This window comes from Fibrobacter sp. (genome assembly GCA_024398965.1).
GTDB lineage: Bacteria > Fibrobacterota > Fibrobacteria > Fibrobacterales > Fibrobacteraceae > Fibrobacter.
Genome location: JAKSIF010000020.1, coordinates 1 through 16,923, shown reverse-complemented (window position 1 = coordinate 16,923; position 16,923 = coordinate 1). Strand labels below are relative to the sequence as shown.

Sequence of the window (16,923 nt, the reverse complement as noted above, 5' to 3'; positions counted from 1 at the left end):
ATGTTTTCCGTTGTGGAACGGGTGCATGACCTTGTAAGGGGACGTGTAGAATGCGTCCTCGATCTCGGTCATGCCATTTCGCAGACAAGTCTTTATGCGGAGTGTGCTCTGCATAGGTCTCTTGCGGACCAGAGGAGACGTGCTAACCAAATAACGAGTGCAAGTGCCACTACAGAAACTCCCAGGAAGGCGTCGTTCAGCATATCAGCTGCTGCAGGGGTAAAGTATTCTGCACCAAGTTCTGCGTATTCAGCGATAGCGTCTACCAGCCACATGAGGGAAGCGCCCCAGAACATGTAGCAGAGGGTGGAATACTTCATGGAGTCCTTGCCATGAGTCTTTATCTGGTTGAACCAGAGAAGGCTTGCAATGATAGCTGCGAAAACGGTAATGAGTAAAGTCATTTTAAGCCCCCTTGGAATGGTTGACTGTTGCGTGGCTGCTTGATGGTTTCCGAACCTTTAGGAATATCAAGGAGGCCGCCCACGCCAATGTGACCATGCAAGCCATCCCAACGCCCACAGTGGACATTTCATGAATCATGACTTGCGAGGATTCGGGATCCTGGGCTGCTGTCAAGAAGGGATAGAAAGGTTGGATTTCTCCATGCCATAGGTGCTCAAAGGCTAACAAGGCGGAACCGCCCCACAGCAGCTTGGAAAGACGGCGAGGGGCCTGCAGCGGAGCCTTTTCGGGGAATTTTTTTTCAACCACCAAAGTGACGGCTGTGGTGATTAACGCCTCTGCGGCAGGAACAACAAAACATGCCATAAGTGACTCCTTTAAAAAATGGTAAATGTTTCGACGGGCTAAATACCTTCAAAAAGTACGGCTTTCTTGATCCACGCAATGACTTCATCTACGCCGTCCATACTCATGAGGTTTGTGAATAAGTATTTGCGGCCTTCGCGCATCCGTTCGGAATCGCGGGCCATAACTTCTAAACTTGCGCCTACGAGTGGAGCGAGGTCTGTCTTGTTAATGACCAGCAGATCGGAACGCATAACGCCGGGGCCACCCTTACGGGGAATCTTTTCGCCTTGGGCAACGTCGATAACATAAATGCTTGCGTCGGCCAGGTCGGGGCTGAAGGTGGCCGACAGGTTGTCTCCGCCGCTTTCGATAAAAATAATCTGGACATCTGGAAACTTGCGGGCCATTTCATCTACGGCTTCCAGGTTCATGGAACAGTCTTCACGAATGGCGGTATGGGGGCATCCTCCAGTTTCTACACCGACGATTCTTTCGGGAGGCAGGGCTGAATTCTTGATTAAAAATTCGGCATCTTCCTTGGTGTAAATATCGTTGGTTACTACGCAGATGCTGTATTCCTTACTCATCTTGCGGGTAAGTCTTTCAATCAATGCGGTTTTTCCGGATCCAACAGGACCGCCTACGCCAATTTTAACATAACTCATATTTTGCTCGTTAGCTCATGTAAAGTCGTGAATAAAGTTCTTCGTGTTTCATGCCAGCAATATCCATGCAGGTTCCTCCCACACCGAGATCTTCGATATCTAGGGCAGAGGCACATTGTACAGACTGGATAATTTTCTTCTGGAATTTGCTGAGAATATTTTGCCCCACCATCTGGCTTAATGGAATCATTTTAACGCCATTGGTGACAATTGCATTAAGTAGGCTGTAGGTATAAATACAGGCGGCTTCTTCCTTGTCTAAACCGATATCGCTTGCAAAAAGTCCCACGGCAATGGAATGATTTCCGATGCACGATTTTGTTTGTAAAACATTGTCTCGATACTGGTCTAAAGACGGATAACAATCGTTTTTGGCACCTTCGAATTCCCTATAAATTTTCAGGAATCTGCTACAAAGTTTTTTTGAGCCGGTGCGGACTTCTTCCGGTGCTTTTAAGGCCATAGAGAAACTGTCTAAATTTTGAATGTAGTCAAAATCGGCGGCATGATCATAACTGAGCATCATAACGCCTAGATCGTTGTAGGGAAGCACGCTTAAAAAACTAGAAGCATATTCCTGGAGGGCGTCTCCGTTTGTGATGGTCTTGTTAGCAATTAAAGTCTCAAGACCATTGGAGAGGGTAAATGCTCCAATGGGAAAGAGGCTGTCGCAAACCTGAATCATCCGGAGAGTGGCTAGCATATTCAGTTCTAATGATGGTGCTCGTGATGATGGTCATGCTCATGATGGTCATGGTCGTGGCTATGGGAGTGACCGTTACTTGCACCGTGTGCCTTGCAGACGATGTAGTCAGAAAAAACATCTTCTACAATCTGAGGGAGAAATCCCAAACGGGCTAGGTATTCAAATGTGGGCTCGTCATAAGGTATGGTGACATCCTTTTCTGTAATTTGCAGGGAAAGATGTCTGTTGCCCAATTCAAATCCGAGGCGCCCCATATCTTCCATAGTCTTGACGGGAATGCGAACCAACTTTGCCTTGTTGATCTTTACAACGTAAATTTTATCGGGACTGACGGCGAGAACATCGCCATCAGAAAGGGATTCCTCAATCTGAATTCCCAATTCGGTTCCGTCATCGGCAACTTTAAAAATACGATGCTTGTCTAGTTCAAACCATTCGAATGGAATGTCTACCACAGTCTTGGAAGGAACTTCGTTTCCGTGATGGATGTTTCCGAGAATTTTATCGGCAATCATTTTTGACTCCTTGCAGATTGCTTTTTAGAAAAGGAAGTACCTTCTTGCAAGAGAAAGTTCTGTGGCGGCTTCGCAAGTGATTCGTTCACCATCCACCTTTACAGTGTAGGTTTCTGGATCTACTTCCAGCTTTGCGATGCGGTCGTTGTGAACCATATCCTTCTTGCCGATGTTTCGACAGTTGCTTACGGGGAGGACCGTTCTTTCGAGGCCCAGTTCTTCCTTGATGCCATTTGCGAAAGCGTATTCCGAAACGAAGGTGATGCAGGTTTTTGCTAAAGCCTTGCCGTGGGCACCGAACATATCGGTATACACAACTGGCTCTGGGGTGGGAATGCTGGCATTGGCATCGCCCATTTTGGATGCGCAAATAAAACCATTCTTCAGGATCATTTCGGGCTTGGCTCCGAACATGTCGGGACGCCAAAGGACAAGGTCTGCGATTTTGCCAACCTCTACGGAACCAACGTACTTTGAAATGCCGTGGGTAATGGCCGGGTTGATGGTATACTTGGCAATGTAACGCTTGATGCGGTTGTTGTCGTTGCGTTCGCAGTCTGTTTCGAGAGTGCCGCGCTGTTTTTTCATCTTATCGGCGGTTTGCCAAGTGCGGGTAATGACTTCACCCACGCGCCCCATGGCCTGGGAATCAGAACTCATCATGGAGAAAATTCCCATGTCGTGAAGAATGTCTTCGGCGGCGATGGTTTCCGGACGAATTCTTGAATCCGCAAAAGCCACATCTTCTTTATTGTTCTTGTCCAGATGGTGGCAAACCATCAACATGTCCAGATGCTCGTCAATGGTATTTCTGGTGAAGGGCATTGTCGGATTTGTTGAAGAAGGCAAGACATTTTCGAAGGCGGCTGCGCGAATGATGTCGGGAGCGTGTCCACCGCCAGCACCTTCCGTATGGTAGGTGTGGATGGTGCGTCCCTTAAAGGCTGAGATGGTATCTTCTACGAAGCCGCCTTCGTTTAATGTATCCGTGTGGATGGAAACCTGGACGTCGAATTCATCCGCGACGCCTAGGCAAGTGTCAATAGCCTTGGGAGTGGAACCCCAGTCTTCGTGAAGTTTCAGGCCTGCAGCTCCTGCACGCACCTGTTCTCTCAAGGTTTCAGCACAGGATCCATTTCCCTTGCCGAGGAAGGCTAAGTTGACAGGCAAATCTTCTGCTGCTTCCAGCATCTTGTGAATGTTGAATGCGCCGGGCGTACAAGTGGTAGCGTTGGTCCCGTCAGCAGGGCCTGTGCCGCCACCAATCATGGTGGTGACGCCGCTATAAAGAGCTGTGCGAACTTGTGTGGGAGAGATAAAGTGAATGTGGGTGTCGATACCGCCGGCAGTCAAGATCAGGCCTTCGCCAGCAATGGCTTCGGTGGAACTGCCGATGATCATGCCTGGGGTAACGCCATCCATCATGTGGGGGTTGCCGGCTTTTCCGATGCCAGCAATTTTTCCGTCCTTAATGCCTATGTCGGCCTTGAAAATTCCAGTGGCGTCAATGACAAGCGCGCTTGTAATGACAGTGTCTAGGCATTCGTCATCCTTAAAGGGCGCTGCCTGGCCCATGCCATCTCGCAATGATTTTCCGCCACCGAATTTGGCTTCGTCACCGTAAACACAATAATCCTTTTCTACTTCTACAATAAGGGAGGTATCTGCAAGACGGATGCGGTCGCCTACGGTGGGACCGTACATTTGAGCGTAATCTTTTCTGGAAATCTTGTACATGTTAAGCTCCCGTAAAACCAGAGGTTGATGCTCTGCCAAATGCAGCCGTTTTTACGAATTCATCATCCATAGGGCCTTCTACTAGACCGTTCAATCCATGACCTTCGCGGCTACCACCGATTTCAACCAGGTTTACGGTCTTTGTTTCGCCGGGTTCAAAACGTACTGCGGTTCCCGCGGGTACATCAAGACGCATGCCATAGGCTGCCATGCGATTGAAATCCAGTTTTTTGTTGACTTCAAAGAAGTGAAAATGGGAACCTACTTGAACTGGGCGGTCTGCTGTATTGGTAACATCTAGAGTAAGTGTTCTCTTGCCCGCATTCAGTTCGATGAAACCTTCCTCTACGAGAACTTCGCCAGGAATCAATTTCCCGGTAGCAGGAATTGGATCGTGTACGGTAACCAGCTTTGTTCCGTCAGGGAATGTGGCTTCCAGCTGGACTTCGTGAATCATTTCTGCGACGCCGTCCATCACCTGTTCGGCAGTCAGCATCTTTCGACCCTCGGACATCAATTCTGCAACGGTCTTGCCATCTCGAGCCAATTCCAATAACTTGCTGGAAATGTAGGCGATGGCTTCCGGATAATTCAGTTTCAGTCCGCGTTGCAGTCTTTCACTTGCCACAATGCCTGCATAGTGCAGCATCAACTTTTCGGTTTCTCTAGGAGTTAAATGCATAATTAATCCGTCATCAATTTTTGGACTTCAGCCTTGTCACAAAGGGATGTTTCCCTGTGGAAAATGATGTTTCCCTTTTCCATGATGTTGATGTAGTGGCTGTTTTCCATAACGAAATCCAGATACTGTTCCACCAGCAATACGGTAATGCCCTTCCATTCGTTAATCTTACGGATGGCGCGACCAATGTCGTTAATGATGGATGGCTGGATACCTTCGGTAGGTTCGTCAAGAATCAAAATCTTTGGGTCCTGTACCAGGGCGCGTGCGATGGCAAGTTGCTGCTGCTGACCGCCGGAAAGATCGCCGCCGCGGCGTTTGGCGAATTTGGGCAGGATAGGAAACAGGTCGTAGAGATATTCGGGAATCTTGTTCTTACCCACCTTTTCTCCACGGCCAAGAATGGGCTGTATGCCCAATTCCAGATTTTCCTGGACGGTCATCTGCGGGAAAATATCTCGACCTTGCGGGACGTAGCCAATGCCGCAGCGTACGCGTTCGTAGGCGGGAAGTTTTGCGATTTCCTTTCCGTCAAAAACAAGAGATGTTTCTGGGCCCGTCTTTACTAGTCCCATAATGCTCTTTAGTGTGGTGCTTTTTCCAACGCCGTTTCGACCGATGAGGCTTACTATTTTTCCCTTGGGGATGTCCAGGCTCAAACCTTCAATGACGCGGCTTTCGCCATAATAGGAATCCATGTTTTTCAAATAAAGCATAATTATTCTCCACCACGACCCAGGTAAACTTTCTGCACGGTAGGATCGGCAAGAACTTCCGTTACGCTGCCCTCCATCAGAATTTTTCCTTCATGAAGGACTGTCACCTTGTCGGCAACCTGCTTCACGAAATCCATATCGTGTTCAATAACGATGACGGTACAATCCTTCTTGATTTCCTTCAGGATTTCTCCGGTTTTAAATGTTTCTGGCTTGCCCATGCCGGCGGCGGGTTCATCCAGCATAATGACTTCCGGCTTTTGCACCAGCTGCATTGCGATTTCGAGCCATTGCTTTTCGCCGTGAGCCAAGGCCCCTGCGCGCCATTGACGTTTGTCGGCCAGGCCCACTTTTTGCAGGGTGGCTTCGATGTTTTCCAGCTCTTCCTTTTTTGGTTTACGCAGAATGGTGTCCATAATTCTCTTCCCTTTTTTCAGGGAGAGAATCATATTTTCTTCCACAGTCAGGTTTACAAATACCGAGGGAACCTGAAATTTTCTACCGATACCAAGCCAGACAATCTTGTATTCCTTCATCCCTGTCAAGGTTACAGGATCCTTGTACATAGGATGGTAAACCACATTGCCTTGGGTGGGTTTTGTTTTGGCGCAAATAATGTCAAGTAATGTTGTTTTCCCTGCTCCATTGGGGCCAATGAAAAAATGAATTGTATTTCTCTTGACTTTTGTGTTTACATCGGTTAGAGCATAAAACCCATCAAAGCAAACAGAAACATGGTTGATATCCAATACAGATTCTGAAAGCTGTGTGATTTTGATAGGTGCGGGGTTCTTGGCAAGAAGTTCTTCTTTTGATACGATTTCGGTTTGCATAAAAACTCCTTAGACCTTTTTGAACAGAGAAGGAACCTTGTCGCGAACTAAGCCTACGATGCCGCCCTTGAAGAACAGGATGGTAACGCAGAAAAGGACGCCGATGATGTACTGCCAAATTTCTACAGTGCTTCCGGAACTCAAATTGTATTCGCAGATGTTAATGAAAAAGGCTCCGATGACAGCGCCGATAATGGTGCCGCGGCCACCGATGGCCACCCAGATCACCATGCCGATGGAGTAGGTGATTGTCATTTGGGAAGGTGTGATGCAACCGTTGAAATTGACAAAGATTGCGCCTGCAATGCCTGCGAAAATAGCGGAGAGAACGTAGATGAAAGTCTTGTAGCGGCTTACAGGATATCCGGAGAAATAAGTCCTATTTTCGCCATCGCGAATGGCTATCAACACTTTACCGAACTTACGTTCTACAAGGAATTTGGAAAGTGCGTAAACAGCGATCAAGGCGATGAGGGACACATAGAATAGAAGGAACATGTTTCCCTGATTGGCGCTGCCCTTGATGCTTCCAAAGATAGACTTGATCTCTGTAATGCCTACGTTTCCGTTGGTATAGGGAGACATGGCGATGAACAGGGAGCATGCTGCCCAAGTAAGAGCCTGAGAAATAATGGAGAAGTACACGCCCTTTACGCGATTCTTGAAAATAAAGTACCCTACAATCCAGGCAACTACGGCAGGTGCGATAATCACCAGTAGCAGACTTCCCGGAGAAAGTGTAAAAGGAACCCAAATCAGAGGCATCTCGGTAAGGCCACCGATGTGCATGAAATCGGTCAAATGACCGCCTGTTGCTTGCATTTTCAGGTACATGGCCATGGCGTATCCGCCTAGGGCAAAATACAATCCGTGTCCAAGGCTCAAGATTCCTGTGTAGCCCCAGATCAAGTCGATGCCGATGGCCACAATAGCAAAGCTAATGCACTTGCCTAGGAACAAAATAGTGGAACCGCCGCTAACGACGCCCATCATCAAAAGGACGGGCATCATGGCGAGAATAAAAACGATAATTCCAAAAGTGATGTTGGATCCGTGTCTTTCGAAAAGTCTTAATGCTTTCATATTTGTACCAAAAGTCCTTATTCGTTAAACCTTAATCCAAATTTCTGCTCTTGATAACGAACAGTCCCTGAGGTCTCTTTTGCAGGAATACGATGACAATCAGCAATACCACGGCCTTGGCGATGGTGGAGGAAGTGTAGTTTTCGGTAAAGATGGAGCTGATGCCGATGATGCCGGAGCCGATGACTGTTCCAATCAGGTTTCCGACGCCTCCAAGTACGACTGCCATGAAGGAGTTGACGATATAGCTTTGTCCGACAGTAGAGTCAATGGAGCCGAGAAGTGCTACGGAGCATCCTGCGATACCTGCAAATCCAGAGCCCATTGCGAAAGTCAAGTTGTCCACCTTGCGGGAGTTGATGCCCATGCACTGTGCCATGGGACGGTTCTGCATGACGGCTCGCATCTGGCGACCGAAATTGGACTTGTACATCACAAGCCAAACGGCGCCCATGCAAAGAGCTACCAGCAAGATGATGAAAATTCTGTTATAGGAGAAAGTGCATTCTCCAAGAGTGATACCGCCACTTAAAAAGGAAGGTGCCGTAACGTTCACGCCCTGGGATCCGAAAATGGAGCGTGCACCTTGCTGTAAAATCAAGCTGATGCCCCATGTGGCTAAAAGGCTGTCGATTTCACGACCGTACAGCCTTGAAATCACGAATTTTTCAAGAAGACTTCCTAGCCCGAATGCGACGCCAAATGCGGCGATGATGGCTACGAAGTAATAGAGCCCGCCAATAGATTCTGGCAGGAACTTGGCGAAAAGCTGCTGGACCACAAAAGTCATGTAAGCGCCGATCATGACGAATTCACCATGGGCCATATTGATTACGCGCATGACGCCAAAGGTAATGGCTAGGCCAAGCGATGTCAGCAAGATAATGGAGCTGAGGCTTAAGCCGTTAAAAAGGATGTTGATGGTCTGTTCCAAGGTGTCCTCGGTCCGTTTGCGTTTGTTTTTTGATTGTTAAAAGAAGTGTTGAAATAAAAGGTGGCGGGCCCAGAGACCCGCTTCCCTTTATAGAATGCAAGCGAAATGCCTGCGGTCTTTTGTGAGGATGGGTATATTTTAGTTCAGCGGCTGGAGTCCTGCCTTCACTGCCCAATCGTAGGTAGTCAGGTAGGGATCCGGTGCAACAGGAGCTGCGGTGGCGTAAACTTCCTTGATGAGACCATCTTCGGAAACTTCACCCACGCGGACAGGCTTTGCAAGGTGCTGGCTCTTGCCGTCGATAGCCACAACGCCTTCCGGAGCCTTGTAAGAAATGGAACCGGACTTGATTGCTGCAAGAACTGCATCCACTTCAAAGCTCTTTGCTGCCTTCACAGCTTCTGCCCACAGATAAACTGCGTCGTAAGCGGCTTCTGCCGGGTCGGATGTTACGCGGTTAGCGCCAAACTTTTCCTTGTAAGCAGCGACGAATGCAGTGTTTTCAGGAGTGGAGGTGGTCTGGTAGTAGTTCCAGGAAACCAGATGACCCTTCAAGATGGCGGGGCCAATGGTTGCCACTTCTTCTTCAGCAATGGAGAAGGACATGGTCATGTATTCCTTGCTGGAGTAGTTCTTTTCGGACATCTGCTTGAAGAAGGAAACGTTGCCGGTACCGTTCAAGGTGTTCACGATAACATCGGGCTTTGCGGCTTCGATCTTTGCGATGATTGCTGCGAAGTCTGTCTGATCCATGTCTGCGTATTCTTCGCCGACCACGGAAATGCCTGCAGCCTTAGCCTGTGCGTTGATGATCATGTTGGCGGTGCGGGGGAACACATAGTCGGAACCCAGCAGGAACAACTTCTTGTATCCCTTGGAAATCAAGTATTCAATAGCCGGAACGATCTGCTGGTTAGGAGCGGCACCGGTGTAGACAATGTTCGGAGACATTTCCATACCTTCGTACTGTACCGGGTACCAGAGCAGGGACTTGTATTCTTCGAAGATGGGCTTTACAGCCTTGCGAGAAGATGAGGTCCAGCAGCCGAAAACGGTAGCGACCTTTTCGATGTCGATCAACTTTTCTGCCTTGGTTGCAAAAGTAGATGGTTCGGAAGCACCGTCTTCTTCAACAAAAACAATCTGCTTTCCGAGAACGCCGCCGGCCTTGTTGATTTGTTCGATTGCCAAAACTTCGGCGTCACGGACGGACTTTTCGCTGATGGCCATAGGGCCGGTCAGAGAGTGAAGCAAGCCCACCTTTACGGTTGCGGATTCTGCAGCCTTTTCTTCGTTGCAACCCATGAGGCCAAATGCGCCCAGGACTACAGTGCTAGCTGCAATGGTGGATAGAAACTTGCGTGCGATATTCATAGGGGTCTCCTTGTTGGTTTCGCCCTATCAAGTGCAAAAGCCGTGCCAAAGTTTTTTATTTGAAAGCGAGCTCCCTTTAACTTATTGAATTTGTTGATTTTGGGAATTTTTGGTCTTGAGTTTTGAAAAAAGGATTGTGAATAACGTTCTTGTAAGATTTATGTAGATACAATTTTTGAATATATTACAAAATTTGTCTGTAAAAATGGGCTTCAATGGTCAATTCACCACTCTCCAAAAATGAGATGCATCTTGTTTTTATTTCAGTTTACGTAAAGAAAGGCGGGTCGAACGGACACAACGTCCGCTAACCCAACATGGCACGCTTTTTGCAATTGTCGCAACAGAAAACAAAGAGCGAATTTTTCAATTCCGAAAATCTCTCGTAACTCATAATTCGTAATTGGTAATTGGCGCAGCCTATGAATACCGCAGAAGTTTTGATCAAGTCCCTGGAAAGCGAGGGCGTCAAGTATATTTTTGGAATTCCCGGCGAAGAAACCCTGGAATTGATGGAGGCCATCAAGCGCTCCTCCATTCGTTTTATTACGGTCCGTCACGAACAGGGAGCTGCCTTTATGGCGGATGTCTATGGCCGTTTGACAGGTAAGGCGGGCGTTTGCCTTTCTACCCTGGGCCCCGGGGCAACAAACTTGGTGACCGGTGTGGCCGATGCCAATTCCGACGGTGCGCCCCTCATTGCCATTACGGGCCAGGTGGGTACCGAACGCATGCACTTGACCAGCCATCAGTACCTGGATCTGGTGAATATGTTTACGCCCATTACCAAGCGCAGCAAGCAGGTGGTCCGCCCGGATACGGTGAATGAAATTGTCCGAATCGCTTTCAAGTACGCCGAGATGGAAAAGCCCGGTGCCTGCCTCATCGACTTGCCTTGCAATATTGCCGCCATGGAAGTTTCTGGTGAAGTGGCTCAGACGCCGCTGAAGCATCACCGCGAAAATGTGGTGTACGCCAGTGACGACGCCATCGAGGCTGCCGCTGCCGCCATTCGCGAGGCCAAGCGCCCTGTAATTTTGGTGGGTCATTCCGCCGTACGTAACAATGCGTCGGAAGCTCTAACGTCTTTTGCTTCTTCCGCAAAGATTCCCGTGGTCAGCACTATGATGGCCAAGGGCGTCATCCCCTGCGACAATCGCTATTCCATGTGGTGCATCGGTATTCCGCAGAAGGATTACCAGAACTACATCATGGACGAGGCGGACCTTGTTATTGCCGTAGGGTATGACGTTGTGGAATACGCTCCCGCCAAGTGGAACCCCAAGGGCGAAAAGAGAATTATTCACATTGATGAAACTCCCAACCACATCAATAAATTCTACCAGCCCGAAGAAGAAGTCATTGGAAACATTTCCGCATCTCTGGAAAAGTTGAGCAAGCTTTGCCCCAGCACCAAGGATCCGGAATGGGCTCTGTACATCCGCGAGAAGATGGCCGCAGATCATGCCCGCTATGACTTGGATAAGAGCTTCCCGCCCAAGCCCCAGAAGGTGCTTCACGATATCCGCCTGGTTATGGGCGAAGACGACATTCTCCTTTCGGACGTGGGTGCGCACAAGATGTGGATCGCCCGACAGTACCACTGCTACCACCCTAACACCTGCATTATTTCCAACGGCTTTGCCACTATGGGAATTGCGGTGCCGGGAGCCATTGCGGCGAAACTGCTGAACCCCGAAAAGAAGGTCCTTGCAGTTACCGGTGATGGCGGCTTTATGATGAATAGCCAGGAACTGGAAACAGCTTACCGCGAAAAGATTCCTTTCGTAACGCTAGTGTTTACCGATGGAAATTACGGTCTCATCAAGTGGAAGCAGGAAGAACGCTACGGCGACAGCTACGCCATCAGCTTTACCAATCCGGATTTCGTGAAGTATGCAGAATCCATGCACCTGAAGGGCTACCGCATCGAACGTACCGAAGATTTGCTGCCCACTTTGCGAGAGGCTTTCGAGCAGGATGTGCCCTGCATCATCGAGTGCCCGGTGGATTACTCCGCCAACATGGAACTGTCTGAACGACTGAAAAACTTAAAAGTGTAGTGAGGAAAAAATGAACGCAACATACAAACTATTTTCTGGAATTTCCGAAACAGCCGGCCATCCGGTAGAAACCACATCCTCCATGAACACCCGCATGATTACAGGCCACTCTGTGGTGTTTCGTCACGCTGCCTTAAAGGCTCGCCCCGCATCTTGCGAGGAATCTGAAAAGAATCAGTGGTAATATCTATTAGAAAATCTTCATAACACTCCATACAAAAAAGTCCAAGGTGAAAACCTTGGGCTTCTTGATTCTATCGGTCGTTTCACTCCCTCCAGAATGATGTCTTCCTGGAACCCCAAAGGGGTGATAGGATCCTTTGTTGAAATTTGTATTATTGACCGCTCAATTACAGGCCAGAAAGTTCGCGGGCCTTGGCTTCCACGCCTGCGGTGTCCTTCGGGTCCTTCAGCATGATGTTCACGAATACGGAACCTGCCACCACTGCATGCACATGCTTGCAGAGAACCTTAGACTGTTCGCCGGTACGAATACCGAAACCGCCAAGAACCTTGGCGCCGCCCTTGCCCACGGTGTCCAGGAAGTCGAGAGTTGCCTGGTCGATGACCGTCTGGGAACCGGTAGTACCTGCGCGCAGAGCTGCGTAGATGTACTTGAATCCCTTGGAGGCCATTTCTTCGAGACGCTTCTGGGTCATGCTGGGAGCTGCCACCGGAATGTTTTCGAGACCGTACTTTGCGCAAGCGGCGGTAAGGCCTTCGTCGTTATCGAAGGGGAGGTCCGGAATAATGCAAGCGCTGACGCCTGCGTCCTTGCACATCTTCACGAAGTTTTCTACGCCCGGAGTAAATGCCAGGGAGCCGTAGGTCATGATGTAGATGGGGGTATCCGGGTGCATGTCGTGAATCTTCTTCACGATTTCAAGACCCTGCTTGGTGGAGTAGCCCTTTTCCAAAGCGACGGTAGAAGCCGTCTGGATTGCAGGACCGTCGGCGCTGGGGTCGCTGAAGGCCAACTGGATTTCGAGAATGGATGCGCCGCCCTTTACGAGAGCGTCTGCAATTGCCACGGAAGTTTCGCCATCAGGGAAACCGGCAATCAAATGGGACATTAAACGGATAGGTGCGTTCATTTTAAAACCTTTTTGAAAGAGCTCGTCGCGGCTTTTATTTATTCATAATCTCTGCGTCGTGGATGTCTTCATTGTTGTTCAGACGCTTCAGTTCTGCGGCCAGGAATTCCTTCCACTTTTCGGGGCGGAACACGGGACTGGTAATGAAGATGTCCTTGTCGCCGCGGCCACTCATGTTGATGATGATGGCCTTGTCCTTGGGGAATTCCTTGGCTATCTTCATGGCGGCGGCACCGGCGTGGGAACTTTCAAGAGCGAAGAGGATGCCTTCGTTCTTGGCGAAGAAGTTCACGGCTTCCAAAGCTTCCTTGTCCAGGATGCTGGTGAATTCCACGCGGCCACATTCGCCGAGGGCTGCAAGCTGCGGGCCAATGCCCATGTAGTCGAGACCTGCGGAAATGGAGCGGGTGGGCTGGGACTGACCATCGTCATCTACCAGGAACTTGCTCTTGTAGCCCTGAACGATGCCCACCTTGGCGGCATTGCCCACCATGCGGGCTGCGTTTTCGCCCAGCTTCGGGCCTACGCCACCGGCTTCTGCGCCGATAAGACGAACGTTCGGATTTTCGATAAACGGAGTGAACACGCCGATGGAGTTGGAACCGCCGCCTACGCAAGCTACGATGGCTGCAATGTCGATGTTGCGTTCTGCAGCCTGGCGCTTTACTTCTTCACCGATGATGCTCTGGAAAGTACGGACGATATCGGGGAACGGTGCGGGGCCGAGAGCGGAACCCAGAACGTAGTGGGTGGTGGCAAAGTTGGTTGCCCAGTCGCGCATGGCTTCGTTCACCGCATCCTTCAAGGTGCGGCTGCCGCTGGTCACAGGCACCACCTTGGCGCCGTAAAGTTCCATGGTGGCAACGTTGGGCTGCTGACGACGAACGTCCACTTCGCCCATGTAAACGATGCATTCAAGACCAAGTTTTGCGCAAGCCGCTGCCGTGGCGAGACCGTGCTGACCAGCGCCGGTTTCTGCGATAATGCGGGTTTTGCCCATCTTCTTTGCCAAGAGGCACTGACCGATGGCGTTGTTAATCTTGTGGGCGCCTGTGTTTGCAAGACCTTCCAGCTTGATGTAGATCTGTGCGCCGCCCAGAAGTTCTGTTGCGGTAGGGGCATAGTACAGCGGAGTTTCGCGGCCGATGTAGTCGCGCTGGATAATGCGCAATTCTTCCAGGAATTCCGGATCCTTGATGTACTTGTTGAAGGCTTCTTCAAGATCGTCCAGAGGGCGACGGATGATTTCGGCTACATACTTGCCGCCGAACTTGTCGAAAAAGCCGTTATCTGATTCTACCAGAGATTTTGCCATATGTGGTCCTTTTGTCTCTTGTTCGTCACCCTGAGTGGAACTGTTGAAGTTCATTCCTCAGAGTGTCATCCTGAGTGGAACTGCTGAAGTTCTTTCCTTAGAGTGTCATCCTGAGTGGAGGCGAAGCCGTAGCGAAGGATCTAGAATCACCAACCTCGCGGGCACGCTGCGCTCAAAATGAATTTTTTACGTCTAAAAAATAGCTTTTTTAGGCGCAGGCCCTGGATTACTTGGAGGCTCTAAATGTCTTTGGGAAAAATAAAAGCCTCCAGGGAGTCTGGAAGCCTTTTGCCTTGATCAACTATACTTGCAAAAACCAGACTCTATGTTAGAGCCTGCGCCACCATCGGCCGTCAAAGTTTTCGCAAAGCACGTTAATCATCTTCATGTGCCAAAATTTATGAATATCCCTAAAAATTGGCAAGGGAATGGGGGAGGATTATCGGGAAAAATTACTGAAATCAAGGTTGAGTTTTAAAAGCGTCGTCCATGCATTTCTGGGCAAACATATTGGCTTCTTCGTCCTTTAGGGGATTTTTGTTGCCGTGGTACATGTTCTTGATGAAAATGTCCTTTTTACCATGCAGAATGATGTGGGCTAATTCATGGAAGAAGGTAAACCAGAATGCTTTGTGGTCCTTGAAACGGTCGTGAAGCTGAATTACGGGAATGTCGCGATACCAGCGGGCCATGCCGTGAATGGGAGCCGACTTGAAATTCTGAACATAAAGAATCTTCATGCCGAGACTTGCTCCCAATTCCTGCAATTTGACCATGCCTTCGTCGATTTCGCCCGGCTTGCCCATAGTACTCTTGGAACCGTAGGCAGACGCAAGCTCAATAAATTGCGGTAACGCCTTCTTGATGACGATTCGCTGCTTTTTGTCGTTCTGTTTTTCCATCTTGATGGCGTCGGCGAGAATTTCTCCACGGCGAAGCCAGACGGATGCGGCGTAAGGGTCCTGAGCCTCTGCCAGCGAAATGCGAAAGGCTACCTTGAGACTTGCCTTACAGTAATAATTTTCCCATGCCTTGGGGCTGGAAACTCCAAAGAAACGCAACAGTGGTGAAATGTTGTCTTCCTTGTTGTCGATGTCTTCAACCCATTGGCGGGGCTTTAACTCGCTTAGCGGAAGGCTGTTGCGCCAGATGGACTTGTCACCTAGTGTAGCCTTGATTTGCTTACGCATCAAGTCCTGTTCGTATTTGTACTGAAGGTTTAACCAGCTAGTACTTGAAATATTCGTGGCGTATTCTAGGTTGATTGCCATTTCTGTGGTAATGCGGCATTTCCCTTTTAGAATTTCATTCACAGTTTTTGCCGTATAACCAATGCGGGAGGCAAATTCGTTGACATCCATATTCATTTCGTCAAGTTTTTCTTGGAGAATTTCACCAGGAGCAACCACCCACCAATAGTCTCTTTCTTTTTCTTCTGCCATAAATGCCTCTTACTTATGATAGTCTACAATTTCAAGAATTGTCGCATCGGTTACCTCGGACCAAACGACAACCTTATCTGGCTCTGATCCTTTGATGATTAGGCGATAGGGCTGGTCTAAACTGCATGCCCATTCTCCTTTCCTGTTTCCTACTAATTCGTGGAAGTTTCCAGGATAATTCTTTAAATCATCAAAGTTGACTGCGGCATCTATAGAACGAATCCTTATTCTATAAAGATTGGCCCGCTTTTTGCCCATGAACCGCAAGGCAAAAGCCTCGTCCCAAGAGCACCGCTCCAAATTCTTGTCTATAAATTCAATTTTCAACAAACCTCCTACGTTCCTTGTTTGTCTAATATAGTAAAAATTTTTTACGAACGAAATAGGTGTGTTGTTTTTTTTATAAAAGGGATGGAATCATTCAATAGGAAATTTTGGAAATATTTTCCCCGGGTTCAAAAAGTGCGCCAATAAGATTAAAACAGCAAAATCTGAATTTATGTCCATAATGATGTAATAAACATTGGTGATGCATCATTACTTTTTACAAATCCACATTGTTCATAAAAATGTAATTCGTTATCATATGCAATAACTGCTACTCTCAGATAATCTTTATAATGTTCTTTCATCATAGCTACCAATGTTCTTCCTATCGTGTTTCCATGATATTGTGGATTTACTAACAAATAATGAACATATGCATTCATAATTCCATCATCCATAGCACAAATCATTCCTACAAGTTTTTCCCCTTCCCATGCAGAATACACAGTCTGGAAATTTTTCATTGCTACTACTAACTTATCTGGATAATGACCTGATGACCATTCAACAGAAAGAAATAAGTCCTTCAATTGTTCAGCTTCAAATTCGTGAATTTCTTTATATTCTATACTCATTTTACAATTTCCCTTCTAACACTAAAAAATCGGAATTTATCTGTTAATCTACAATATATTTAGGAGCCACGAATAATGTTTCTTCGTTGCCATATATTTCATTGTGATA

19 protein-coding genes are annotated in these 16,923 nt (G+C 48.3%); 2 read left to right on the top strand and 17 right to left on the bottom strand.

Features of this window, described 5'->3' with window-relative positions:
- Positions 1-92: 92 nt before the first annotated feature.
- From MJZ26_09375 to urtA, 12 genes are all read right to left on the bottom strand, one after another.
- Positions 93-404 carry a hypothetical protein gene (locus tag MJZ26_09375; GenBank protein ID MCQ2105989.1) on the bottom strand — a complete coding sequence of 104 codons (312 nt, stop codon included), beginning with the start codon at positions 402-404 and terminating at the stop codon, positions 93-95.
- 1 nt (position 405) lies between these two features.
- Positions 406-771 (bottom strand): hypothetical protein, encoded by a 366-nt coding sequence (locus MJZ26_09370; GenBank protein ID MCQ2105988.1) that lies wholly within the window; start codon positions 769-771, stop codon positions 406-408.
- Between the two features lie 38 nt (positions 772-809).
- The gene (gene ureG, locus MJZ26_09365; GenBank protein ID MCQ2105987.1) at positions 810-1,418 is read right to left on the bottom strand and encodes an urease accessory protein UreG; all 609 of its coding nucleotides are present in this window, start codon (positions 1,416-1,418) and stop codon (positions 810-812) included.
- 10 nt (positions 1,419-1,428) lie between these two features.
- Positions 1,429-2,103: a hypothetical protein gene (locus MJZ26_09360; protein ID MCQ2105986.1), complete on the bottom strand. Its 675-nt coding sequence runs from the start codon at positions 2,101-2,103 to the stop codon at positions 1,429-1,431.
- A gap of 26 nt (positions 2,104-2,129) precedes the next feature.
- A complete protein-coding gene (locus MJZ26_09355; GenBank protein MCQ2105985.1) occupies positions 2,130-2,639 on the bottom strand; it encodes an urease accessory protein UreE in 510 nt (169 codons plus the stop codon).
- Positions 2,640-2,663: 24 nt separating this feature from the next.
- Entirely contained in the window at positions 2,664-4,376 is a 1,713-nt protein-coding gene (gene ureC, locus MJZ26_09350; protein MCQ2105984.1) for an urease subunit alpha, read from the bottom strand.
- A 1-nt stretch (position 4,377) separates the two neighbouring features.
- Entirely contained in the window at positions 4,378-5,058 is a 681-nt protein-coding gene (gene ureA / locus MJZ26_09345) for an urease subunit gamma (protein ID MCQ2105983.1), read from the bottom strand.
- Between the two features lie 2 nt (positions 5,059-5,060).
- Positions 5,061-5,774 carry an urea ABC transporter ATP-binding subunit UrtE gene (gene urtE, locus MJZ26_09340; GenBank protein MCQ2105982.1) on the bottom strand — a complete coding sequence of 238 codons (714 nt, stop codon included), beginning with the start codon at positions 5,772-5,774 and terminating at the stop codon, positions 5,061-5,063.
- 2 nt (positions 5,775-5,776) lie between these two features.
- Positions 5,777-6,607, bottom strand: a complete 831-nt coding sequence (gene urtD / locus MJZ26_09335) for an urea ABC transporter ATP-binding protein UrtD (GenBank protein MCQ2105981.1) — start codon at positions 6,605-6,607, stop codon at positions 5,777-5,779.
- Between the two features lie 9 nt (positions 6,608-6,616).
- On the bottom strand, positions 6,617-7,690 hold the full coding sequence (urtC, locus tag MJZ26_09330) for an urea ABC transporter permease subunit UrtC (protein MCQ2105980.1): 1,074 nt from the start codon (positions 7,688-7,690) through the stop codon (positions 6,617-6,619).
- 31 nt (positions 7,691-7,721) lie between these two features.
- Positions 7,722-8,624: an urea ABC transporter permease subunit UrtB gene (urtB, locus tag MJZ26_09325; protein MCQ2105979.1), complete on the bottom strand. Its 903-nt coding sequence runs from the start codon at positions 8,622-8,624 to the stop codon at positions 7,722-7,724.
- Between the two features lie 138 nt (positions 8,625-8,762).
- Positions 8,763-9,998 carry an urea ABC transporter substrate-binding protein gene (gene urtA, locus MJZ26_09320; protein MCQ2105978.1) on the bottom strand — a complete coding sequence of 412 codons (1,236 nt, stop codon included), beginning with the start codon at positions 9,996-9,998 and terminating at the stop codon, positions 8,763-8,765.
- Positions 9,999-10,420: 422 nt separating this feature from the next.
- Between urtA and MJZ26_09315 the strand changes: the two genes are divergently transcribed.
- Both MJZ26_09315 and MJZ26_09310 read left to right on the top strand, forming a co-directional pair.
- Positions 10,421-12,061, top strand: a complete 1,641-nt coding sequence (locus MJZ26_09315) for an acetolactate synthase large subunit (protein ID MCQ2105977.1) — start codon at positions 10,421-10,423, stop codon at positions 12,059-12,061.
- A 10-nt stretch (positions 12,062-12,071) separates the two neighbouring features.
- The gene (locus tag MJZ26_09310; GenBank protein ID MCQ2105976.1) at positions 12,072-12,245 is read left to right on the top strand and encodes a hypothetical protein; all 174 of its coding nucleotides are present in this window, start codon (positions 12,072-12,074) and stop codon (positions 12,243-12,245) included.
- A gap of 166 nt (positions 12,246-12,411) precedes the next feature.
- Here the strand turns inward: MJZ26_09310 and trpA are convergent, their stop codons facing one another.
- The 5 genes from trpA to MJZ26_09285 form a co-directional block, all read right to left on the bottom strand.
- Positions 12,412-13,155, bottom strand: a complete 744-nt coding sequence (gene trpA / locus MJZ26_09305) for a tryptophan synthase subunit alpha (GenBank protein MCQ2105975.1) — start codon at positions 13,153-13,155, stop codon at positions 12,412-12,414.
- Positions 13,156-13,189: 34 nt separating this feature from the next.
- Positions 13,190-14,470: a tryptophan synthase subunit beta gene (gene trpB / locus MJZ26_09300; GenBank protein MCQ2105974.1), complete on the bottom strand. Its 1,281-nt coding sequence runs from the start codon at positions 14,468-14,470 to the stop codon at positions 13,190-13,192.
- A gap of 461 nt (positions 14,471-14,931) precedes the next feature.
- Complete coding sequence (locus tag MJZ26_09295) at positions 14,932-15,912, bottom strand: HigA family addiction module antitoxin (protein ID MCQ2105973.1); 981 nt, start codon at positions 15,910-15,912, stop codon at positions 14,932-14,934.
- Positions 15,913-15,921: 9 nt separating this feature from the next.
- Positions 15,922-16,239 carry a type II toxin-antitoxin system RelE/ParE family toxin gene (locus tag MJZ26_09290; protein ID MCQ2105972.1) on the bottom strand — a complete coding sequence of 106 codons (318 nt, stop codon included), beginning with the start codon at positions 16,237-16,239 and terminating at the stop codon, positions 15,922-15,924.
- A 170-nt stretch (positions 16,240-16,409) separates the two neighbouring features.
- Complete coding sequence (locus tag MJZ26_09285) at positions 16,410-16,814, bottom strand: GNAT family N-acetyltransferase (protein MCQ2105971.1); 405 nt, start codon at positions 16,812-16,814, stop codon at positions 16,410-16,412.
- Positions 16,815-16,923: the final 109 nt, after the last annotated feature.